At 48.8% G+C, this 20,197-nt stretch carries 23 protein-coding genes; 13 read left to right on the forward strand and 10 right to left on the reverse strand.

Annotated elements, in window-relative coordinates; genetic code table 11:
* The first annotated feature begins 40 nt into the window (after positions 1 to 40).
* The 6 genes from EHW58_RS00745 (at position 41) to EHW58_RS00770 (ending at position 5,177) form a co-directional block, all read left to right on the forward strand.
* A complete protein-coding gene (locus EHW58_RS00745) occupies positions 41 to 1,480 on the forward strand; it encodes a DUF3404 domain-containing protein (protein ID WP_152794012.1) in 1,440 nt (479 codons plus the stop codon).
* Positions 1,452 to 2,117 (forward strand): response regulator transcription factor, encoded by a 666-nt coding sequence (locus EHW58_RS00750; protein ID WP_046075870.1) that lies wholly within the window; start codon positions 1,452 to 1,454, stop codon positions 2,115 to 2,117. The genes EHW58_RS00745 and EHW58_RS00750 overlap by 29 nt, the downstream gene beginning before the upstream one ends.
* The gene (locus EHW58_RS00755; protein WP_152794552.1) at positions 2,117 to 3,019 is read left to right on the forward strand and encodes a DUF2861 family protein; all 903 of its coding nucleotides are present in this window, start codon (positions 2,117 to 2,119) and stop codon (positions 3,017 to 3,019) included. The genes EHW58_RS00750 and EHW58_RS00755 overlap by 1 nt, the downstream gene beginning before the upstream one ends.
* Positions 3,020 to 3,142: 123 nt before the next feature.
* Positions 3,143 to 4,291, forward strand: a complete 1,149-nt coding sequence (gene traF, locus EHW58_RS00760) for a conjugal transfer protein TraF (protein WP_152794016.1) — start codon at positions 3,143 to 3,145, stop codon at positions 4,289 to 4,291.
* An 87-nt stretch (positions 4,292 to 4,378) separates the two neighbouring features.
* The gene (locus EHW58_RS00765) at positions 4,379 to 4,537 is read left to right on the forward strand and encodes a YoaH family protein (protein ID WP_077579155.1); all 159 of its coding nucleotides are present in this window, start codon (positions 4,379 to 4,381) and stop codon (positions 4,535 to 4,537) included.
* A gap of 85 nt (positions 4,538 to 4,622) precedes the next feature.
* Complete coding sequence (locus EHW58_RS00770) at positions 4,623 to 5,177, forward strand: HD domain-containing protein (protein ID WP_046075867.1); 555 nt, start codon at positions 4,623 to 4,625, stop codon at positions 5,175 to 5,177.
* 49 nt (positions 5,178 to 5,226) lie between these two features.
* On the opposite strand, the gene nadE is transcribed toward EHW58_RS00770, so the two are convergent.
* Complete coding sequence (gene nadE / locus EHW58_RS00775; protein WP_077606614.1) at positions 5,227 to 6,066, reverse strand: ammonia-dependent NAD(+) synthetase; 840 nt, start codon at positions 6,064 to 6,066, stop codon at positions 5,227 to 5,229.
* 198 nt (positions 6,067 to 6,264) lie between these two features.
* On the opposite strand from nadE, the gene EHW58_RS00780 reads away from it, so the two are divergent.
* Entirely contained in the window at positions 6,265 to 6,783 is a 519-nt protein-coding gene (locus EHW58_RS00780; RefSeq protein WP_152794018.1) for a nicotinate-nicotinamide nucleotide adenylyltransferase, read from the forward strand.
* A 34-nt stretch (positions 6,784 to 6,817) separates the two neighbouring features.
* Here EHW58_RS00780 and EHW58_RS00785 read toward each other — a convergent pair whose 3' ends face one another.
* Positions 6,818 to 7,489, reverse strand: a complete 672-nt coding sequence (locus tag EHW58_RS00785) for a hypothetical protein (protein WP_152794020.1) — start codon at positions 7,487 to 7,489, stop codon at positions 6,818 to 6,820.
* A 194-nt stretch (positions 7,490 to 7,683) separates the two neighbouring features.
* Between EHW58_RS00785 and EHW58_RS00790 the strand changes: the two genes are divergently transcribed.
* Positions 7,684 to 8,844, forward strand: a complete 1,161-nt coding sequence (locus EHW58_RS00790) for a 1-acyl-sn-glycerol-3-phosphate acyltransferase (RefSeq protein ID WP_046075864.1) — start codon at positions 7,684 to 7,686, stop codon at positions 8,842 to 8,844.
* Between the two features lie 15 nt (positions 8,845 to 8,859).
* Here EHW58_RS00790 and EHW58_RS00795 read toward each other — a convergent pair whose 3' ends face one another.
* On the reverse strand, positions 8,860 to 9,774 hold the full coding sequence (locus EHW58_RS00795; RefSeq protein WP_152794022.1) for a LysR family transcriptional regulator: 915 nt from the start codon (positions 9,772 to 9,774) through the stop codon (positions 8,860 to 8,862).
* Between the two features lie 461 nt (positions 9,775 to 10,235).
* Here EHW58_RS00795 and chrA point away from each other — a divergent pair, with 461 nt between their 5' ends.
* Positions 10,236 to 11,381 (forward strand): chromate efflux transporter, encoded by a 1,146-nt coding sequence (gene chrA, locus EHW58_RS00800; RefSeq protein ID WP_152794024.1) that lies wholly within the window; start codon positions 10,236 to 10,238, stop codon positions 11,379 to 11,381.
* Between the two features lie 139 nt (positions 11,382 to 11,520).
* On the opposite strand, the gene EHW58_RS00805 is transcribed toward chrA, so the two are convergent.
* The gene (locus tag EHW58_RS00805) at positions 11,521 to 12,555 is read right to left on the reverse strand and encodes a Gfo/Idh/MocA family oxidoreductase (RefSeq protein ID WP_077606610.1); all 1,035 of its coding nucleotides are present in this window, start codon (positions 12,553 to 12,555) and stop codon (positions 11,521 to 11,523) included.
* Positions 12,556 to 12,839: 284 nt separating this feature from the next.
* Here EHW58_RS00805 and EHW58_RS00810 point away from each other — a divergent pair, with 284 nt between their 5' ends.
* Together EHW58_RS00810 and EHW58_RS00815 are read left to right on the forward strand one after the other, a co-directional pair.
* Positions 12,840 to 13,244: an antitoxin Xre-like helix-turn-helix domain-containing protein gene (locus EHW58_RS00810; RefSeq protein WP_046076072.1), complete on the forward strand. Its 405-nt coding sequence runs from the start codon at positions 12,840 to 12,842 to the stop codon at positions 13,242 to 13,244.
* Positions 13,210 to 13,932 (forward strand): RES family NAD+ phosphorylase, encoded by a 723-nt coding sequence (locus EHW58_RS00815; RefSeq protein WP_370517123.1) that lies wholly within the window; start codon positions 13,210 to 13,212, stop codon positions 13,930 to 13,932. Before EHW58_RS00810 ends, EHW58_RS00815 begins: the two co-directional genes overlap by 35 nt.
* A 364-nt stretch (positions 13,933 to 14,296) precedes the next feature.
* On the opposite strand, the gene EHW58_RS00820 is transcribed toward EHW58_RS00815, so the two are convergent.
* Together EHW58_RS00820 and EHW58_RS00825 are read right to left on the reverse strand one after the other, a co-directional pair.
* Complete coding sequence (locus tag EHW58_RS00820) at positions 14,297 to 14,836, reverse strand: RES family NAD+ phosphorylase (protein WP_152794026.1); 540 nt, start codon at positions 14,834 to 14,836, stop codon at positions 14,297 to 14,299.
* Entirely contained in the window at positions 14,829 to 15,191 is a 363-nt protein-coding gene (locus tag EHW58_RS00825; protein ID WP_152794028.1) for an XRE family transcriptional regulator, read from the reverse strand. Before EHW58_RS00825 ends, EHW58_RS00820 begins: the two co-directional genes overlap by 8 nt.
* A gap of 232 nt (positions 15,192 to 15,423) precedes the next feature.
* Here EHW58_RS00825 and EHW58_RS00830 point away from each other — a divergent pair, with 232 nt between their 5' ends.
* Complete coding sequence (locus EHW58_RS00830) at positions 15,424 to 16,314, forward strand: alkyl sulfatase dimerization domain-containing protein (protein WP_077579138.1); 891 nt, start codon at positions 15,424 to 15,426, stop codon at positions 16,312 to 16,314.
* A gap of 69 nt (positions 16,315 to 16,383) precedes the next feature.
* Here EHW58_RS00830 and yciH read toward each other — a convergent pair whose 3' ends face one another.
* Together yciH and EHW58_RS00840 are read right to left on the reverse strand one after the other, a co-directional pair.
* Positions 16,384 to 16,707 (reverse strand): stress response translation initiation inhibitor YciH, encoded by a 324-nt coding sequence (gene yciH / locus EHW58_RS00835; protein ID WP_152794030.1) that lies wholly within the window; start codon positions 16,705 to 16,707, stop codon positions 16,384 to 16,386.
* Between the two features lie 94 nt (positions 16,708 to 16,801).
* On the reverse strand, positions 16,802 to 17,170 hold the full coding sequence (locus EHW58_RS00840; RefSeq protein ID WP_077523177.1) for a DUF3319 domain-containing protein: 369 nt from the start codon (positions 17,168 to 17,170) through the stop codon (positions 16,802 to 16,804).
* 208 nt (positions 17,171 to 17,378) lie between these two features.
* On the opposite strand from EHW58_RS00840, the gene EHW58_RS00845 reads away from it, so the two are divergent.
* Positions 17,379 to 18,332: a tyrosine-type recombinase/integrase gene (locus tag EHW58_RS00845; protein WP_152794032.1), complete on the forward strand. Its 954-nt coding sequence runs from the start codon at positions 17,379 to 17,381 to the stop codon at positions 18,330 to 18,332.
* Here the strand turns inward: EHW58_RS00845 and EHW58_RS00850 are convergent, their stop codons facing one another.
* Positions 18,333 to 19,337 carry a D-alanine--D-alanine ligase gene (locus EHW58_RS00850; protein ID WP_077606604.1) on the reverse strand — a complete coding sequence of 335 codons (1,005 nt, stop codon included), beginning with the start codon at positions 19,335 to 19,337 and terminating at the stop codon, positions 18,333 to 18,335.
* A gap of 229 nt (positions 19,338 to 19,566) precedes the next feature.
* The gene (locus EHW58_RS00855) at positions 19,567 to 20,052 is read right to left on the reverse strand and encodes an SPOR domain-containing protein (protein ID WP_152794034.1); all 486 of its coding nucleotides are present in this window, start codon (positions 20,050 to 20,052) and stop codon (positions 19,567 to 19,569) included.
* Positions 20,053 to 20,197 lie beyond the last annotated feature (145 nt).

Genomic DNA, 20,197 nt, shown 5'->3' on the forward strand with positions numbered 1-20,197 from the left:
CACTGACATTTTGATAAAAATTGATGGTAAGCTTGCGATCATGCGAATTCTGCTGCTACTCATTCTCACATTGACTGGCTGGCCAACCTTGGCCGCGAGCACGTTCTCGGAACAGATGACTGCCTTTCGTGCGCAGTTATTGCTTGCCGATCCCGTTGCTCGCTATAACCTGATTGGTATTAACCGTGCGTTCCCTCGTGTGCTGCTTAGCCCCGATAGCTTGTTGCCGCAGAGCGCTAATTATCCTTTAAAAGATATTCGCCGCCTTTATCAAGCTGCACAAAAATGCCAAGGCCCGTGGCCCGTCAATCCGAAGGTGACAGAGCCGTTGGTGTTCACGCGAGCGATGTGTAATAACACCCAGCTTCCGGTGGCATGGTTCTCTCGGTCTGGCTTTATTCATCCCGGTGGGGGAAGTTACGCGGCAAAATATGCAGAGCAATTTCCTGAGCGGCGCAGCGAACTAATGCGTTTTTTTCATATTCAAGAGCGGCCTCAAGCAGAACCAGACAGCTTGTTGGGACGATTGCAGCGGATGGACTCTAATGCCGTTGATGCTTTAAACAGCGGCGCTAAATCGTTAATCAGTCAGAATGAGATGTGGGTGCGCGTTGGCAGTTATTACCATTTATACCAAGCTTCGCAATGGCAGCCATTACTGGCCGAGTTTGATTTAAGGATCACCCCTCGTGGGGAGCAAGATTTCTGTTTGGCGCGAGTGGGCAACATTTGTTGGAATGAGGAAAAAGCGCCCAGTTATTGGCCCTACTTGGTCGGAGCATTAATCGTTATCAACCTTGTGGCACTGGGTGGTTGGGCGTTTAACCGTTGGACGGTGCAGCGCCGGTTGATGCAAGAGCGTATGCTGGTGTTGCAAATTCTCACCCATGAACTGCGCACGCCGATTGCTAGCCTCTCCATGACAGTGGAGGGCTTTCGGCGCAAATTTGATAGTTTACCCGATGAGTTTTATGAGGAGTTCCGCCGGCTTTGCGAGGATTCGCGACGCCTAAAACAATTGGCAGAGGCAAGTAAAGATTATTTACAATCCAACCAGAAACCTCTCAGTAAAGAGACGATCCCTTCTGTTGAAGAGTGGTTGGGTTATATTTGCGACGAGCACCAAGTTACGTTACACGTAAGCCAAGATGGTGCCGTGCGAGCGAATGTTTATTGGTTAGCAACATCGTTGAACAATTTGATTGCTAATGCGGTCAAATATGGCGTTGCACCCGTCGATGTTCATGCTCACGTGTCTGAGGATCGTTTTACGATCGCGATACGCGATCAAGGGGAACTCACGGCCAAGGACTGGAAATACATACGTAAACCTTTTGTCAGCCAAAGTGGACTTGGACTGGGGCTGACGATTGTAGAATCCATGATTGAGCGAATGGGAGGGAAGTTAATTTTATCTGGCCCACCCACCACATTTACTTTGGAGATTCATTGTGACGCAAGCGACGTTACTTCTGGTTGAAGATGATGCCAACCTGGCTGATGGTTTACTGGCAAGCTTGGAACAAGCAGGCTACCGCTGCTTATATGCAGAAAATGCGACAAAAGTGGCCGAATTATGGAGAGATGCCGATCTCGTGATCCTCGATCGCCAATTGCCAGAAGGCGACTCCATTGAGTGGCTAGCGGATTGGAATAAGCTTAAAACCATTCCTGTGATTTTACTGACGGCCATGGTCTCGGTGCGCGATCGTGTAGGCGGCCTGGACTCCGGCGCCACAGACTATATCACCAAACCCTTTGCGGAGGCCGAGTTGCTTGCGCGCGTGCGTGTGCATCTTCGCCATCCCGTGGGTGAGGTGGAAGTCTCGAGCGATGACCTCATTATCAATGATGTGCGTATTGATACCGCGAGCCGAGCGGTATTTTGTGGCGAAGAAGAGATGACTTTGACACGAACTGAGTTCGACCTTTTACACTTTTTGGCCAAGAATGCGGGACGGGTATTTACGCGTGATGAACTATTGGATCAAGTGTGGGGCTACAACCATTACCCCACAACTCGCACCGTCGATACGCACATATTACAGCTGCGGCAGAAGCTACCTTCGGTCAATATCGAAACCTTGCGTGGCGTTGGCTACCGTATGAAAGCATGATGAAAAAGTGGGTCGTTTCTGGAACATTACTGACGATTTTGACTGCAAGTGGTGTGCATGCAGCATGGTTTGATGGCAATGATGCATTAACCAGTGCCCATCAGCGCCTGTTAGAGGGGAAAACAACGGCCAGTGTCGAATCGATGATTGAGGCGTGGCAACAGCCCAGTCTTTCAGCGTCGCGTCAGGATCATCTGGCTCAGTTATTGGCACTGGCCATTACTGAAGATTGTGGACGTAGTTTGAGTCGTCAGACGTTGCCGGATTGGCTGAATAATGTCTCCATTCGTCGAGAAACGGTGCAGACTACCAGTCGCGTTTACTACCGCGTCCAAGTGGCGGGAGAGTCGCAGCCTGGTGTTGAGGCGTTTACACTGAAAAAATGGCCGGACGAAACCGTCATCAGTGACGATTTATCGACAGAGCAACAACATCGCTGGCGCCTTGTGAAAGATGGGCTATCAGAGCCGGTTTCTGAAGGGCTTTACCAGTTAATCGCTGAGTCAGTGGCGGGAGAGACATGGTCTAGTTGGTTATTGCTGACACAACCTCAGCCGCGTCAAACGCTGAGCTGGAAAGACACCCGCAGTTGGCACATTGCGCCTTTTGATGATTTTAACTCAACCTGCCAGCGTCCTTTTTTGACGCTTAATCTTTATCCGCAAAACCAAACTGATGGCGCACCGATTTGGTCGGCAGAGAAGCACAAACGACTCCCGACTCAGTTACCCATGCTGGATGTACCCAATGGACAGTATTGGTTCAGTGTTGCCTTGATTGAGCGTCGCTGGCAAGGCGCGTTATTGATAGAAGAAGTACAGCGCATCGGGCGTGCGATTGATCTACCGGACTTGGACCCCGGCTCACTTGAGGCGATTGCGCCTGAGGCTGATAATCAGTAAAGCGACGTTTAGGTGTGTCGTAGTTTGATAAAGCTCACAGGTTTTAGTGAACGCTCTCCACCCATTGGGTTTTGCCTCTATTCTTGCTTTTAGTAGCGAGACAAACAATATAGAGGTCGCTCAATGACTTTTAAAACGAAAGCACTTGTTCTAGCGTTAGCCACGTGCTCTGCTAGTGCGATGGCTGCAACCAATCCCACCGATGCGCGCGGCAATGCGATGGGCGGAGTGGGTGTCGCATCGGGCGACTACCTCTCTGCTGGCTTTCATAATCCTGCTTTGGCGGCGCTTGACCCTGACAGCGCGTTTGGTGTTCTCGTGCCTTATCTTGGCGCTGAGGTGCGTGACCCTGATGAGCTGGTTGATGGGCTTGATGATGTGGCGGATGCGTTTGATACCAATGATGCCAATCAAATTGAACAATCATTGAGAGCGGTGCAAGGCGATAAAGCGTATCTCAATGCAGGCGTCGGTGCCGCAGTCGGCATTCCTACTGGCTCTGTCTCGGCCACCCTTTATACCTCAGGGTTAATTGAGGGCGCGGTGTTACCCGACGTCCGTGACTCAGACATAAATAAAGCTCAGAACAACAATAGCACTTTTGAACCTGAATCCTCAGCAACCATCCTCGCCGCCGGGGTTGGTGAGTTAGGGATAGCACTGGCGACTAACCTTGATATTGCCGGCCAGCGCGTCGCGGTGGGTGTGACGCCGAAACTACAGAGAATTACCACCTATAATTACGGTGTCGCGGTCGACGATTACGATACGGATGATTGGGATGATAGCCGCTACCGAGAAGAAGAAAACACGTTTAACCTTGACCTTGGCGCCGTCTGGCAGTCCGGCCCTTACCGGGTGGGGCTTGCAGGTAAAAACCTTGTTAGCCAAGATGTTGATACTGTGACTAGCGCGAGAACCGGTCACAGTTTCACCTATGAACTTGAGCCGCAAGTCACGCTGGGTTCAGCCTTTGTATCTGACTTTGTCACCCTCGCGGCGGATTTGGATTTGAACAAGAAAAAGGGCTTTAAAGGTACCCTGGATGTGGACGATGACACCCAGTTTTTCCGGGTTGGGGCAGAGTTTGATGCCTTTGGTCATGCGCAGTTACGTACCGGTTATCGCGCGGATCTTGAAGATAACGTCGACAATGCGTTTACGCTCGGTTTAGGGTTGTCTCCCTTTGGTGTGGCCAACTTCGATATTGCTGCCAGTATTATTGATAGCGACAGTTATGGCGGATCGGCTCAGCTGGCATTTACATTCTAGTCCTTTATTGATGATGACAAATGATGAGGCAGGTCCTAAAATGGCCTGCCTTTTTTTGATCACGATTTACCACCAAGAGAGCTCCCTATGTTTGATGGCGTCACGTTAAACCATGAACAACAGCAAGAAGCGGCAGAGCGCATTCATGCACTGATGGCAGAAGGGATGAGCAGTGGCGAGGCCATTATGCACGTTGCTAATGAAATCAGAGCGCAAGCGGCGCAGGCATCTTCGTCTGAAGAGTGAGACAAGCTGCAAACAAATCGCCTTTTTATTTACAATTCCGCCAATCCCTGATTTATTTAAAGGAGATCAGTAAAAGGAGTGTCGGATGAGCAATCGGCTTGAAAAGGCGCGCGAGTGGGCGAGGGTGCGGCACGCACTGCAACGTTATGGTGCCCAGCCTTATCGTTGTCACCTTGATCATGTTGAGCGCATTGCCGCGCCCTTTGGTGAGCAAGCACGCATTGTGGCGCAATTGCATGACATTTTGGAAGATACCGCCACACGTGTTGACGAGATCTCAGCACTTTTCGGCCCAACGGTTGCCAGAGCTGTCATGCTCGTGACGGATCCCCGACGGCCAAGCCGGGAAGAGAGAAAGCGCGCATTGAACCAGCGTTTGATCGCGCTCGATCCGAGCGATGAAGCTGCGTGGCTAGCATTAGTGGTAAAAACCTGTGACCGTTTAGCCAATGTGATTGCCAGTAGTGAGCACAGTCCGCCGCGTTTTTTACAATATCAACGCGAGCATGGAGGCTTCCGGGTCGCGGTGTATCGGCCAGGGTTATGTGATCACCTCTGGCGTGAGCTTGATGGCTTGATTGATGCCGGCCAACAAGCAGACCGGCACCCAGATCATCAACTGCACGCATCCATCTCTTGACTCAGACTAAGCCAGACACGCTTTTCTCCTTAATGCTTTAGTTCATCAATCAGTTATCGAGATCATAAATTGTCGGAATCGGTTGACGTTTGTGCTGCGTGGCTTGGTAAACCTGTATGATTTTCTCCTTAACCGCGTTATCGACAGGCTTGCCCTCAAGAAAATCATCTATTTGCTCATAGGTCAGCTGTAGCGCATCTTCATCCGCTTTTTGCGGCGATAAGTCCTCTAAATCAGCGGTGGGCGTTTTATGCACCAAGATGTCTGGCGCCCCCAATGTGGCCGCGAGTTGACGAACCTGGCGCTTGCTTAAACCAAAGAGCGGCGCAAGATCACACGCACCATCGCCGAACTTGGTATAAAAACCCGTGATGTTCTCAGCTGAATGATCGGTACCGATGACCAGCCCTTGGGTTAATCCTGCTATTTCATACTGTGCCACCATTCTTGCGCGTGCTTTGACATTGCCTTTAGCAAAATCAATACGGCTATCACTATCGGGCAGTAGGCCAACGGCAGATACCGCGTCTAAAACCGATTGGTGGTTACCATCGACACCCGGCTTAACGTTTACTGTGACGGTTTTACTCGGCTTAATAAAAGACAGTGCGAGTTGCGCTTCGTCTTCGTCTTTTTGTTCGCCATAGGGCAACCTAACCGCAATGAATTGATAGTGGTCGTTGCTTGCTTCTTGGTTAAGCTCTTCAACGGCTAACTGTGCCAGTCGTCCACATGTCGACGAATCGACACCACCACTAATACCTAACACGAGGCTACGTGTCCCTGAACGTTGCAACATGGTTTTGATAAAAGCGATGCGACGACGGATCTCTGTCTCAGGATCGATATTCGGTTGAACGCACATGGCTTCGCGGATCTGGTGTTCCATCTTATGTTCCTCTCAATCACTCTGGCATACGATGTAAATGAAGACGCTATGGGGTTATTGTGCATGATCTCTGTTGGCTTGGGTATAGCGCGAGTGAATCTCCTCACGTTGATGGCGACAGGTTAGGCTTTTGGTCAGATTCATGGCATCATCTCCCGTAATCCCTAAACGCGAGAATGACTTGGCGAAGAGCGTATAATGACAGAGCAAATAGCCGTATTTGGCAGTGCATTTAATCCACCCACTCAAGGCCACGCGTCTGTTTTGGCGCAATTGTGTCATTTTGACAAGGTGCTGCTAGTGCCAAGTTATAAACACGCATGGGGCAAAATGATGGCACCTTACGAGACACGATGCGGGTGGGTACAGGCATTGATTGATGATTTGCGCTTACCGAATCTACACGTGTGTCAGCGAGAGGCGTCGTTAGGGCAAAAAGGTGACGCTGTCACGACATACATGCTGCTTTCCGCGTTACAGCGCGATTACCCTGATGCAGCACTCACGTTCGTCGTTGGCCCTGATAATTTGCTCAAATTTGACCAATTTGCGCATAGTGCGCAAATACTCTCTCGCTGGTCAGTCTTAGGGATGCCTGAGACGGTGGTGGTGCGTAGTACACATATTCGTGAACGACTGGCGCAAGGCTTACCGATTGATGATCTCACCACACCCAGTATCGCAGCACAGCTGAGCGAGACGGTCTTTTGTCGCTAACGGCCTATCGGTGCGTTTTCAAGAACACGCGCGTTTAGCGTTCAAACACACAGGCATAGCGGGTATACAGGGTGTCAGCGTCGGCTGTGGAGAGTCCGGCCGACTCAGCCGCGCGCTGCGGTGTTTTACCGGACTTTATCGCCGCTCTGAGTTGTCGAACAGTAAAATACTCTTGCAGTTGTGCAATGGTTAGCTGGGTGAGTGCTTGTAATTGGTAGTGTTGCGCCGCGCTCACCGGTGGCTGACCTGTTTGGGCGCACGCCACACAATCTGCCAGCGCTTGCGTGGGCGCATCGAGTTGTTGCGTCGGAGCCAGATGCATGATTTGGTCAAGCAGCACGGCTTGAATGTGATGCGATTGCTGTGCCGTTAATACAGATGCTGTCGGCGTGCCAAGTTCCATCAAGCCAGCGGTCAGTAATGGAGGCAAAACAACATGCCCCACGCGCTCAGGGAGAGGGTGTTGTGTGCGTGGTGATACGGCCAATTGGTGTAAACGGGTATCGGGCGTGATGGTCAGTGCGTGAAGGCACTCAAAAGGTAGCCAGAACCCCTGACCGGTATAGACAGGGATATCTTTTTTTCCTAAGCGAACAAGCACCAAACCGTCCTCAACATAAAGCAGGTTCGCTGTGTAGCGGCGCTTTCGAGGGGTGAATATCAATGAGGGTGTGTGATAAAGAGTGTATTCGCTCGTGTTCTTCATAACCGTGTCTCGATGTAATAAGGCGGCAATGGTGATCACTTTTGTTGTCGAGGTCAAGTCAAGGACGGCAAGTGGAACTCTTAACCCGCTTGAAGGTCTGACCTCCAACCTGTGTAAAATTTCGGTGGGTTCACTTTGAATCCTTTGTTGACTGCGTAGAATGGCGCGGTTTTTACTCGATATAATGGAAGAAAGTGCAGACAGTTAACGATCCCTATCAAGAGATTCGTCCTTATCACGACGACGAAGTTCCCAGTGCGATTCAGCGCCTCATCCAAGATGATGAGTTCATTAATGCGATCTTGTCTTATCGCTATCCACATGCGTCTGGCCCACTTGGTTGGCTTTTAAAGCCAGCGCTTAAATTGTATCTAACCAAAAAGTGGAACAACATCAAAACAGTGCAGGATGTTCAACTGCATGTTGCCAGTTACATGCGCAAGATGATTAAAACAACGTGCGACAAAGTCACGGTTTCAGGCATAGAAAAGTTGGATCCGAATAAAGCGTACCTCTTTGTCTCGAATCACCGAGATATTGCCATGGATCCCGCGTTAGTAAACTGGTGCTTGCACCAGCAAGGGCTTGATACCGTGAGGATTGCCATTGGTGATAACTTATTGCGTAAGCCGTGTGCGACCGAGCTGATGAAGCTCAATAAAAGCTTTATCGTCAAACGCTCTGCCAAAGCACCACGTGAAATGATGAAGTCGCTATCACAGCTTTCTGCCTATTTACGCTTATCGCTGGATGAGGGGCAATCTATCTGGATTGCTCAGCGTGAGGGGCGGGCAAAGACCGGTCAAGATGTCACGGATCCGGCGATCTTAAAAATGTTCTTCATGGAAGGACGAAAACGTAAGCAAGCGTTTGATGCCTATATGGAGGCACTGAATGTGGTGCCTGTGGCTATCTCTTATCAAAATGACCCGTGTGATGTGGACAAAGCGACTGAATTAGATGCGGTCAACCGCCTTGGCGCCTACGAAAAAAGCGAGTTTGAAGACATTCAAACCATTGTGAAAGGGATTGTCGGAGATAAACGGCATGTGCACGTGGCGTTTGGTGAACCTGTGACGTTGTCACAAGACACGCCCGAGTCAATGGCTGCGAAAATTGATGCGCAAATCCACCAGTTATACCGTTTATACCCCGCAAATTATATTGCCGCTGGGGTAGAACATGACAGTGTCACGCCAGCAGAGCAGCGCTTATATGAGCAAAAGCTTGCTCAGGCTCCCGACGCGGCACGTGATTACTTGCGCCAAATGTACGCAAACCCGGTACTCAACCAATCAAAGACGGTGCCAACCTCCAATACGCCAACCAGCGGTCTCACTGCTGAGCAGCGATAAGTGACGGCGTCACAATTAAGGGCGATCCCAAGTCGGGGGATCGCCAATTTCTTGCAGCATAAAGTCGACAAACTCTCTCACTTTGGGCGCGAGATGCTTGCGTCTTGGGTAAACAATGTAAATGGGTAACTCAAGACAAGGCTTCCATTCAGGAATGAGCTCAATAAGCTCGCCTTTTTCTATTTCCTCGTTGATAAGGTAAGTAGCTAAATAGGCAATGCCAAGTCCCGCCTTTACCGCCTCTAGCACAGCGGGCGCGTTATTTATTGTGTACTGTCCGCTAACATGCACCACTTGCTCTATGCCCGCTTTGACAAACGGCCATTTATCATAGCGGCGTTCACGGCTTTGATAGGTAATGCAATCGTGCTGACGCAAATCACCCAGTTGTTGTGGTGTGCCTCTCGCTTCTAGGTAGCTGGGTGCCGCGACCAGTTTAAATTGGCAATCAGCCAGCTTTCGCGCCACCATGCCTTCAGGAGGATGTTCATGGATCGCGACCCAGCAATCATAGCCTTCCTCGACGAGGTTAGGGCGATGGTCAAAAAGGTTAATGTTAAGATTAAGCGCTGGATAAGCTTGGCGGAATTTAGCGAAGTGGCGCGTCATTAATGTATTGCCAAACGACTGTGCGACCCCAATTTTTAGTTTTCCTGTTACTTCATTGCGATAGCCTGCCACCATCGCTTCCGCTTCGTCCAAGGTAGCGATCAACTGGCTGCCATACTCCGCATATCTGCTACCGACTTCGGTAAGGGAAACAGAGCGGGTGTTGCGCTGCACCAACTGCACACCTAAGCGATCCTCTAAATAGCGAACCTGTTTACTGACCTGAGACTTCGAAATTCCCAGCCTGTCTGCTGCGCGAGTAAAGTGCTGCTCTTGTGCAACAGCGGCTAGCACAACGATTTGTTGAAGGTAATCGAGCATTCTACGCACATCCATTTCATCAATAGCGTGAGACTACCACATAACGTCGGTGGTCAGGAATGTGTGTGACAATGTCACGCATTATGTTCGTCTAGGGTAGTCATCTATGCTGCCTCGAATCTATTTTATTAAATGCGAATATGTTGTGACTTCGACACTTCTATGAGAGCACGACTTTTTGCCTTTGTAAGCGACAGATGATCACCTTACCCTCATTATCACGATAATCATTACAACATGCAAAATATTGTTTTATATGTAAAAATAATTACTGTTTCTCTGAGTGGACACTTAACTTTTATAGTTGTAAGTACTCACTCTTGTTTGTGTTGTAAACTTACACATCACAATTATGCGGCGCTACGCCTTTTTTATTTATTAATTTAATCGATTCATTTAATCGAAATGTCTTGTTTTTGTTCATTGTTCTATTCGCATACACTCTTAGCAGGAGGTGAGCAATGATTGAGTTGATCAAACAGTTTTTTTTGTTGGGCTGTATGTCCTTTGGTGGGCCCGCCGCCCATGTGGGTTATTTTGAGCGGGTTTTTGTCAAAAATAAGCGATGGTTAAGCGAAGAAACATTTGCTTCGGGTCTGGCAATCAGTCAGTTTTTACCCGGTCCGGGAAGTAGCCAGTTAGGCATGTATATTGGCTATCAGCGTGCAGGGTACCTGGGGGCGTTCGGCGCATTTGTGGCGTTTACCTTACCTTCCTTTGCCTTATTGACAGCAGTGGCGGTACTAAACAGTGGTGCGCAGGCAGCAGACTGGGTGGCAACGATCATCAGTGCGGCGAAGTTATTGGCGGTGGTGGTCGTCATTGATGCGACGGTGTCGATGGGTAAAAAGTTTGTCAGCTCGTGGGTGACTGCCGCTGTCGCAGTTATAACGGCATTGTGGTTGTTACTGACGCCTTCAGGCGTGTTGTACCAAGTTCTGCCCATTTTGGTCGCCGGCATGATTGGCGCAATAGGGTTTGCAAAACCGCAGCAGAGCCACACTGCCGTGTCTATTGCGTGGCGTCGTAGTGCCATTATTATTGGCCTGTTTTTATTATTGCTAACGGTGCCTTGGTTGTTTAACCAGACACTTTGGGTACAAGTGTTTAATCTTTTCTATCAGGCAGGGAGCTTTGTGTTTGGTGGTGGCCATGTCGTGCTACCTTTACTTGAGCCCATAGTTGGTGACGTTGTCACAGATTCTGCGTTGATTGAAGGGTATGCGGCGGCACAGCTTGTGCCTGGCCCAATGTTCACGATGGCGAGCTACCTTGGTGCCAGTATTGATGGCTTGTCACCGCTTTGGGGCAGTATTATTGCCACTATCGCGATTTTCTTGCCTGGCGCGTTGCTGATGTTTGGTGTTTTACCTATCTGGGAGGCGGTGAAAACGCAGCCTCGTTTAGCCGGTGCGATCAGCCTCATTAATGCCAGTGTCGTGGGGTTACTCGCTGCCGCGCTTTACCAACCTGTATGGGTGTCTGCCTATACGCAACCCCTTGATTTATTGCCGATAGCGCTAGGTTTAATGGCACTTATCAAGTGGCGTGTTTCAGTGTTTTGGTTGCTCCTATTGATGATGGTGTATCAGTTTACTCTCGCGTAATACGCGCCGAATTTTGTAGCCCTGCCATGTTCTGGGCTACATTTTGGCATTATAATGCACTATAACTTTAGTGGTTGTTCGACAAAAGCTCAGTCACATCTGTCAATGTAGCTAAGCTTTATTCATCAATTGGTGAGGGTTAGGCTTGGAACTGCCAGGGTTGGCGACTGCCCGTATCAGAGGCTGTTTGTGCCAGCTCAATGGCATAGATAACTTTGCTGGCGGAGATAGGGCAAACAGGCGAGGGTTGGTCATTTGTAATTGCCTGAGCTAACCCGTCGAATAGTCGATGGTATTGGCCATCTTCTAAGGTCAAGGGATCAGGTGTGACACTGTCACCAATTTCAAGCATTCCCTGATACGCTTGTTCTCCGAAGCCGGAGACGGTGACCATTAAACCGGCGCGTAGTTGATCCTCTTGGATATCTAAACCAAACGTACTAAAGGTCGCTTTTTCACCATGAACAACAAAACGCTCTGTGGTCCCAGATCGATAGGGGCTTGAGGAGAGAACCACCTCTTTGTCTGGGTAATGCAGGGTGACTTGAAAGTAATCTGTCGTCTCACTGCCTGGGCGGAGTGCGCGGCAACTGGCCGAAACCGCATTCGGATCCCCTAATAAGTGCAGTGCTTGGTCAATTAAATGTGAGCCCAAATCATACAAGATACCGGCGCCTTCACCTGGTAGCTCACGCCACCGTTGACGAACCTCTGGACGGTAGCGATTAAAGCTAGAGTGCATGACTTTGATGTCACCGAGCTCGCCTGCAAGATGTAAGCCTTTCAGAGTGAGAAAATCACCATCCCAGCGGCGGTTATGGTAGGGGCACAATACTAAGCCTTTCTGTTTAGCCAGCGCGGCCAGCTCAAGGCCATCACGACTATTGGTGACAAAAGGCTTTTCCACTAAGACATGACAACCGGCTTCTAATGCTTGTTTAACATGTTGGTAGTGGAGATGGTTGGGCGTGGTGATCACCACCAAATCCGGGGCTTGTTGTGCTAATAAGGTGCTGAGATCATCAAAGCAGGCCGCTTTAGGTAACCGTTGTGCAACCTGATCGGGTTTACTGGACACGACAGCTGAGATAGCAAACTCAGAGATTGCGCTCAGAAAAGGAACATGAAATGTATTGGCAGAAAAGCCAAAACCCACCAAAGCTGTTTTTATCATAAAGCTCACTCGCATTGACGACGTATTATCAGCACTTTATCGGACATCGACATGCCAATCAATCCAAGCGAGATGAGGAGTGATAACGCGTCGCTGTTAAATGCGCTAAGGCATACAAAAGGGCGAAATCAGAAGAATGCTTTAGATCGTTGATATGGTTGCGAGGTTTGGTCAACCCAAGACGAAAAAATGTCGCGAGCTGTGTAAGGTTATCGGTCTCATTGTGGACAAAATTAAACATTAGGTCCACAATGAGAGTGTGCAAACATGAAATGGTGAATGATATGACAGCAGCACAAGCACTAAAAGCGGCAGACAAGAAGAGAATGGCTCAGGTCGGCTTCAAGGCTGCTGTAAACATAATGGAAGGATGGGGATGTACCGGAGCAGACATGCAACGAATTCTTCGCATACCAAGGTCTACGTTCCAAAAGTACAAGGCTAACCCAGACACGATATCTATGGATGATGATCAGCTTGAGCGTTTAAGCTACATCGCAAACATCCACGGTAGTCTTCGAATCATCTTCGATAATCAAGAGAACGTTCAGGGTTTCATGTCTATGGAGAACAAAAACGCTTACTTTGAAGGGCGGACTCCTTTATCTATTATTAGTAGCGGCAAGTTTGCTGACCTCTACGAAGTGTTCTGTCGTGTCGACGCGTTACGTTCCGGTCAGTGGGGATAAAATGCTGAATGCTCGAGAAAATCAAGCGGTAGGATATAGGCTTATTCCGTCTAAGTACCCGACGATTGACTTGTTTGATGATGTCCTCAACCCTGAGGACTTTGAGGTGATGTATCAACTGCAAGCATTGACGAATCCACGTATTCGCGATGAAGTGGGCGATGTATCCCTGATTAAGCCGGAAGAAATCCCGTACCACTGTGAGCGTGGGCGTAGCTATGCTGTCGCTGCCTTTACTCACATTAATCGTGATGGTTCGCGTTTCGCTGATGGCAGCTTTGGAATGCTGTATATCGGCGACACCGAACAAACCGCTTTAAAGGAAGTCATGTATCACCAGCGCAAGTATTGGACTCATGTTAATGGGCTTCACTATGATCGCTTGGTGTTTAGGGCGCTTCGTTTCACATTTGATGACGATAAAGTGATTGATGTGCGCGATAAGCCAATGACCGATCCAATCTACGACCTTATTGATTACTCCGCGGCACAGACGCTTGGTCGTCAGGTTCGGCAAGATGATACATTAACAGGGATCCGCTACAACTCAGTACGAAATGAAAAAGGGAGCTGTTGGGCGATGTCTACGCCACAAGTCGTTAGCGACGTCATACAATGCTTCCATGCAGAAATGATTTGGAACGGAAAAGAAATCAGTCAGGTCGAGAAGATTTACGCAATGGCGTAATCGACACGATTGCGTGTTAACAAATACATCCTTAGTGCGCATTATGTATGTTATGTTAAATATTATTTGGGAGTGCTGAAGTAAAACGAGGTTTGTTGTTTATCATATAGAGCGCTGCTGATGCGCCATTACGACAACTGTCGCCCTACTTAGCGACGTGTATTCATGCTTGCCCATCATTCACCATAAACGATATTTACCATAAAATAGCTAATCACCACTTTCTTTAACCCACTCAGTTCAAATGCTCCGCTTGATCTGAGATGCTTCAAGCGCGCGGTGATGAGCCAGACGGAACGGCTTTACGGGTTATACCAAGCTATTTTGGCAAACACTGGGGCTTCACTTACCTTGGCGGGTGGCGCTAGTAAGGTGATGGCGGCAGCCGTTCAAAGTCATCAATCACTTTAACCATGTTGGGTGGCGTATCACTCCATCGCCAAAATACGATGTTTTTCATCCCTCGGGGGGCGCCACGCGCAAAACTGGGCACAATAATGGCGTTGACCTTTGCACTGATAAGCTGTTTCGATAAGTGCCAACTATCGGGAGTTTGGCTCTGGGTCACTTGATCTAACCAAGCACAGCTTAGCGTCGAGGGCTTGATGCCACAGTTTAGCAGCACTGTCTCATCGGTCAGGTCGAGTACATTGTCACAGTCGACATCATATTGACATATTGTCAAAGGCTGAGCTTTAAAACGAAACCCCTGCTGAGCCTCTACCCATGCACCCGATTGAGACAATGAGGTGTACAGAGCGGCAACGCCTTTGGGGTTAAAGCGTCCACCATTGCGTCTTGCTCCTTCCCCAATGTTAGGCGCGTATGACCAGCGAGGGTTATGGCCACGAAATACCGCACCTTCAAAGCGAAATAGGTATTCCTGTAGCTTTTCTTTACGCATAACCGCCTTCGGTCGTATGGTTAAGGTAGGCTCTCAGCGCGTCCATTCGATCGTGTTTAACCAGTTGCTCTGCGGTTAATCCGCCAAACTCTGGTAGCCCTTCGCTCCGATACCATGCGTAGGCATGAAATTCATTTCCCGTCCACGGAAGGATTCGGTTGATCACTTCTGTGCAGTTACGCAGTTGTTGCTGTGCCTTGATCGTTGAGTATCGCTCTGTGCGGCTTAACGTGGAATAAGGTAATCCAGACAAAGACGCGATTTCTTTCAAATTGGTATGGAAGAACGCGGCCATTTTGCTTGGTTCGACGATACCCTCTGCATTCATGACTGCGTCTAAAATGGATTGGTTCATTTCGCTCACCATGTCAGCAATATTTGACTTATATACATCCAATATGATTGTCAGTATGGTTATTGTCAAGGCGAGTATGTGCTGTGCTTAGCGTATCAATCATGGCACGTGTAGGGCGACGGATTGTGAAAAGTCATCTTATCGGCGAATTCCACCTGTTAACCTTTTTAGTCTGCAGAAGGTTTGCTAAAGTCTCGCTAGTTCTAAACTGATTCGTTACATAAGGATAACCATGAAAGCGCACATTTGGGCTTGTTTGCTCGTGGCGTTGGCAAGCTTCAGTGTTATTGCTGAAGATGAAAACGATGTCAAGCATACCAAAGCGGCGAAAGAGCCGACGTCGTATGCTGAGCAAAGTATCTACGATAAGCCGTTGATGGAAAGATACGTTTTGGATGAAATCCGAAACTTAAGAACAGATTTCCAGGCGCTAGAAAAGCGAATGGTGACGGAAATTACCGATCGTGAGCTGGACGTAGCGGATAAGTCATTGAACTATGCCAACGTGACGGTGACCTACTTCTTTTATTTGATAGCCGGTGCGGCCTCATTGATTGCATTGGTGGGTTGGCAGTCTTTGCGCGATATAAAAACCAATACCAAAGAGTTGGCCGATCAACAACTGTCAGAGATTGCAGAGCAATATGAACGCAAGTTCCAAGCCTTGGAGCGGGACTTGAAGCGTAAAACACGCATTATTGCTGAAAACAACAAAGAGATTGAGCGTATCAATGAGATCCACAACTTATGGCTACGCGCTCAACACTCGCAGACGCCTGAGCAGCGAATGGAAATTTACAATGAAATCCTGAAAATTCGCCCAGGTGACCTCGAGGCGCTCACCCATAAAGCGGATGCGGCAATGGAAATGGGCGAATACCATTGGGCGCTGAGCATCAGTAACCGCGTACTGGAAGTGGATGAACGTAATGCCAACGCCCTCTTCCAGCGTGCGTGCGCCTATGCGCGATTGGGGGCTGAAGATCAGGCAGTGTCTGACTTAGAGCTGGCGGTTGCAGAAAGTGCGTCGCTGCGCGAAGCCGCCCGTGAAGAAGCGGACTTTGAATCATTGCATGGTAATGAGCGCTTTGATGCCTTGATTGATGCTGAAGGCCAAGTTTAAATCAGGCGGAATACAAAAAGGCAGCGTGGGCTGCCTTTTTTACTGCTATTAGGATGTTGTTTTTAACACCTAGCCACCTGCCAGTTTCACCGTATGGCCTTTCTTTTCTAAATGCGCCTTGAGGGCATCGCGTTTGTCCCCTTGGATCTCAATAACACCATCTTTGACTGCGCCACCACAGCCACATACTTTTTTAAGTTCAGCGGCGAGCAGTTTCAGCGCGCCATCATCAAGATCCAACCCAGTTACCAGGCTGACGCCTTTACCTTTGCGCCCTTTGGTTTGTCGCTGAATACGAACGATGCCATCACCTTTAGGGCGGCTTGGCTTTTCTGGCTCGGCTTTAATTCTGCCAGTTTCTGTCGAGTAAACTAAATGATTATTATCAGACATAATTCTGTATCGTTGAAGCGTTTGGGCACACTATATCAAAGCTGAATCCACATAGCAGCCGATGACAGGGAGAGCCACTCAGTGACTTTCCCTCTTAAGCGCGGAGTTGCTCTGCATTTTTGTCAATAAAGTGTTTGAGTGCGGGCAGCGAGCCTTTCATTAAGTTACCGCGTACAATCATGTACCAGCCCTTTTCATCTTTTTCTGGGTCGTCGTTCATGATACGAAAACCTTTATATTCTTCCACCTGCTTTTTTGACGATACGTCATTCTCTTCATCGTCAAAATCAGCGGGCTCCACGAATGTGTTTGTGTCAGCCCACCACTCGATTGACTTTTTTACATTCTGCAAACTGCCAGAGATCGATTTACCTGCGACTCTAGCCCGGTAAACCTCCGTGGTCTCATTACCACCTTCTGTCTTTTCAATCGTATAACCACGATGAAAAAGGCGTCGAGTCATGGTTATCTCCTTTCGCGAACAATAATCCGATACACATACATGGCGTACGAACATCTTTCATTTTTAGACTATTATCACGCGTTGTTCGAGAAATTTCACCCGCACAAGCGGCTGTTAGACTAAGGAGTAGGCGAATTGAGATATATTTCAAACATTCCCCACTAAAGTCTGATACATTGGGGTTATTAACAACAAGTTATAGTGCGTTATGAAAAGACTATTGCCTTTAGACCCTAGTGATATTGAAGAAAGTCAAGCTCGCTTTAATACAGGCACATTGAGCATTGAAGAATGGTCTTCTGTCACGCAAAACGTCTATAGTCAAAACTCGCTGTTGAGTTATCGTAATGACTGGCGTGTTTTCGTTGCCTTCTGCCAAGAACAGAATGTGACGCCACTTCCTTGTGCTGTCACCACGCTGCGCCGTTTTGCTGAAATAACAGCCAATCGGCGTAAGATTTCAGCCGTGCGTAGGATGGTTATTACCGTCGGCTTGGTGCACAAGCTTCACCAATTTAAAGATCCCAGTAAACACCGGGAAGTAAAGTACGCAATGGCGCGCCTACTCCACGCGAAGTTACCAGAAAGCCGAGAGGCCACTCCCTTTCAATCTCATCATCTAGCGGCGTTAAACCAACAGCTTGCCCGTTCAAAGCGCTTAAAAGACATACGTGATCGTTTAGTTTGGTCGCTCTCATACGAAGGATTATTAAAACGCAGCGAGCTAGCCGCCCTGTCGGTAGATGACCTGATCACGGTCGAGGCGCAAGCATTTATTATGGTGAGAGACCAGCGCGTCCCACTGTCTGAATCTGTCGCTAGGTTATTGATGGACTGGTTAGACAAAACAGGGATCCGCCAAGGCCCCCTACTTCGGCGAATCAACAAGCATGGTCAGTTGGGAGAAGCGCCGCTTGACCCATCATCGATTTATCGTGTCTTTCGACGAGCTAGTGCGCTGTTGGATGAGTCCGTCACCTTTTCCGGCCAGTCACCGCGTGTGGGAGCGAGCCGATCGCTGGCGAAACAGGGAATGTCCATTAAACAAATTCAGTATATGGGACGTTGGAAAAGCCCAGCCATGCCAGCGCAATATGTCGGTAACACGGTAGCTAGTGAGCAAGCCAAGTCGCGTTACCGACGCAAAAAGCTCACCGATTAATCAATTAACCCGCCGGCCCGTGGCCGTGCTAATACAGGATGCCAAATATTCATGGAATGCCAAGCCATGGTGCTCCACCAGTTTGGGGAACATAGAAATAGGTGTCATGCCAGGAAACGTATTGATTTCATTAACTAAGATTTCGTTGTCTTCCGTTAAAAAGAAATCGATACGCGACATATCTTTTAAACGTAGTTGCTTGAATGCTTGATGTGCGTATGAACGAATTGCCTCGACCTGGTCTTCGGTCAGATCTTCTGCCTCAATGTAGGTATTACTGTGGCTACCCTCGCTATACTTTTCTTCGTAAGTGTAAAAGCTCCCTTCAGGGCAACGGATTTCCCCAGGGCGCGTCACTATGATCTCATCGCCGACTTGAAACGCCGCCACTTCTAATTCACGCGGCTTGATGGCTTTTTCGATCAATACTTGGTCCGAGAAGGTGAATGCATCGGCAATCCGCGCTTGTAGCTGCGCTGCATCCGTTACGTGGTAACAACCCACACTGGAGCCTTGGCTCGCCGCTTTCACAAACACCGCCTGATGGTCGGCTAAAAACGCGGAGGCACGTGCTTGACTCTGCTCGCCTTGGTCGGTGATAAACACATAGGGAGTATTGGGGATGCCCAGTGCATCAAACCATAGCTTTGACGTTATTTTATTAAAACAGATCTGGCTACCTTCCGCGTCACACCCTAAATAAGGAAGGCCAGTGATCGTCAGTAATGACTGAATATCGCCTGTTTCGCCCGGGAAGCCATGAAGGCAAGGCACGACATAGTGAATTTGCGTGTGTTCTACTTTACTGCACAGGTTGCCATCTGTATCGAGGTGACAGCGCATGCCATCATCAAGGCGCCACCCGTCTTGGGTCATTTCAACTTTGTGCACCTTAATGCGCGGTAATTTAGCCAATTGTGATTCAATATACTGAGCAGACACGAGGGAAATATCATGTTCTGCCCCGCCGCCGCCGCATAACAAAAGCAGGTTGAGTTTGGTCATTTTCTTCTCTCATCACGCGTCGAAACGCGCTATTCGGACATTAACGCCATAGTAGACAAATGCCGTTTCGCTTTCATCTATCAGAGACGTTTTATTGGTTGATTAGAGCCCATTTGCTGCAGGTTTGTTCAATCTGTGCTGCCAATGCGTCTCCACAATACAGGGATAAACGCCACGCAACAAAAAAGCTGGCATTCGCCAGCTCTTTTCAACCACACCAATTTGCGAATTAATTTATACGGATCATCTCAGGTGTTGAAGACCGTTTTATTTTACCAATATCGCGTACAAAAGGACCATATTGCTGAATCGTTTGTGGCAGCGCTTTAATCGCACGCTTGGCCGCATCACGGCTTGGGTACTCACCATACAACAAGGTGTACCAAGGCAAACCATCTACCATTTTTTTGTTGCTCCACAATGGCTGGTCGCTCGGAAGCCGTTTGGCATAATCACTGAACCCTCTATCATGGCTAAGGGCAACGACTTGGATGGTATACCCAGCGCCTTGCGTCGCTGATTTCACCGTTTGCTTTTTCGGTGCCGGCTTCGGCTCAGGCTTGGCCGTGTTCATCATTGGCTCGGCGTCTGCCGTTTGCGCGGCATCGCGCTTGTCAGTTGATTCAATTGTCTGACTGTAGATTTCAGTGGTAACGCCACCGCTACTGCACCCAGTTAGCAGTATCGCGATGGCCAGTAAGCCCAATTTTTTCATTGTGATTCTGTCAGTTATCCAAGTTTGTTTCATTGTGCCCCCGACCCAGTAGCCATTCAACCAAAAGTTATCCTCTTGCACGAGGTTTCCGGCTACAGCTCACAGATAGTCATGTTAAACGTCGTTTTTTAGTCTATCTCACGGT

The organism is Salinivibrio sp. VYel1 (genome assembly GCF_009377945.1).
In the GTDB taxonomy this organism is placed as follows: Bacteria; Pseudomonadota; Gammaproteobacteria; order Enterobacterales; family Vibrionaceae; genus Salinivibrio; species Salinivibrio siamensis.

Coding starts and splice junctions, on each gene's coding strand:
- EHW58_RS00770 (WP_046075867.1), top strand. CDS start 4,623: ATGAGCAATCGGCTTGAAAAGGCGCGCGAGTGGGCGAGGGTGCGGCAC.
- EHW58_RS00810 (WP_046076072.1), top strand. CDS start 12,840: ATGACAGCAGCACAAGCACTAAAAGCGGCAGACAAGAAGAGAATGGCT.
- EHW58_RS00805 (WP_077606610.1), bottom strand. CDS start 12,555: ATGATAAAAACAGCTTTGGTGGGTTTTGGCTTTTCTGCCAATACATTT.
- EHW58_RS00755 (WP_152794552.1), top strand. CDS start 2,117: ATGAAAAAGTGGGTCGTTTCTGGAACATTACTGACGATTTTGACTGCA.
- EHW58_RS00820 (WP_152794026.1), bottom strand. CDS start 14,836: ATGCGTAAAGAAAAGCTACAGGAATACCTATTTCGCTTTGAAGGTGCG.
- EHW58_RS00840 (WP_077523177.1), bottom strand. CDS start 17,170: ATGACTCGACGCCTTTTTCATCGTGGTTATACGATTGAAAAGACAGAA.
- EHW58_RS00785 (WP_152794020.1), bottom strand. CDS start 7,489: ATGAAGAACACGAGCGAATACACTCTTTATCACACACCCTCATTGATA.
- EHW58_RS00845 (WP_152794032.1), top strand. CDS start 17,379: ATGAAAAGACTATTGCCTTTAGACCCTAGTGATATTGAAGAAAGTCAA.
- EHW58_RS00830 (WP_077579138.1), top strand. CDS start 15,424: ATGAAAGCGCACATTTGGGCTTGTTTGCTCGTGGCGTTGGCAAGCTTC.
- yciH (WP_152794030.1), bottom strand. CDS start 16,707: ATGTCTGATAATAATCATTTAGTTTACTCGACAGAAACTGGCAGAATT.
- EHW58_RS00825 (WP_152794028.1), bottom strand. CDS start 15,191: ATGAACCAATCCATTTTAGACGCAGTCATGAATGCAGAGGGTATCGTC.
- EHW58_RS00765 (WP_077579155.1), top strand. CDS start 4,379: ATGTTTGATGGCGTCACGTTAAACCATGAACAACAGCAAGAAGCGGCA.
- EHW58_RS00780 (WP_152794018.1), top strand. CDS start 6,265: ATGACAGAGCAAATAGCCGTATTTGGCAGTGCATTTAATCCACCCACT.
- chrA (WP_152794024.1), top strand. CDS start 10,236: ATGATTGAGTTGATCAAACAGTTTTTTTTGTTGGGCTGTATGTCCTTT.
- EHW58_RS00795 (WP_152794022.1), bottom strand. CDS start 9,774: ATGCTCGATTACCTTCAACAAATCGTTGTGCTAGCCGCTGTTGCACAA.
- EHW58_RS00855 (WP_152794034.1), bottom strand. CDS start 20,052: ATGAAAAAATTGGGCTTACTGGCCATCGCGATACTGCTAACTGGGTGC.
- traF (WP_152794016.1), top strand. CDS start 3,143: ATGACTTTTAAAACGAAAGCACTTGTTCTAGCGTTAGCCACGTGCTCT.
- nadE (WP_077606614.1), bottom strand. CDS start 6,066: ATGGAACACCAGATCCGCGAAGCCATGTGCGTTCAACCGAATATCGAT.
- EHW58_RS00850 (WP_077606604.1), bottom strand. CDS start 19,337: ATGACCAAACTCAACCTGCTTTTGTTATGCGGCGGCGGCGGGGCAGAA.
- EHW58_RS00745 (WP_152794012.1), top strand. CDS start 41: ATGCGAATTCTGCTGCTACTCATTCTCACATTGACTGGCTGGCCAACC.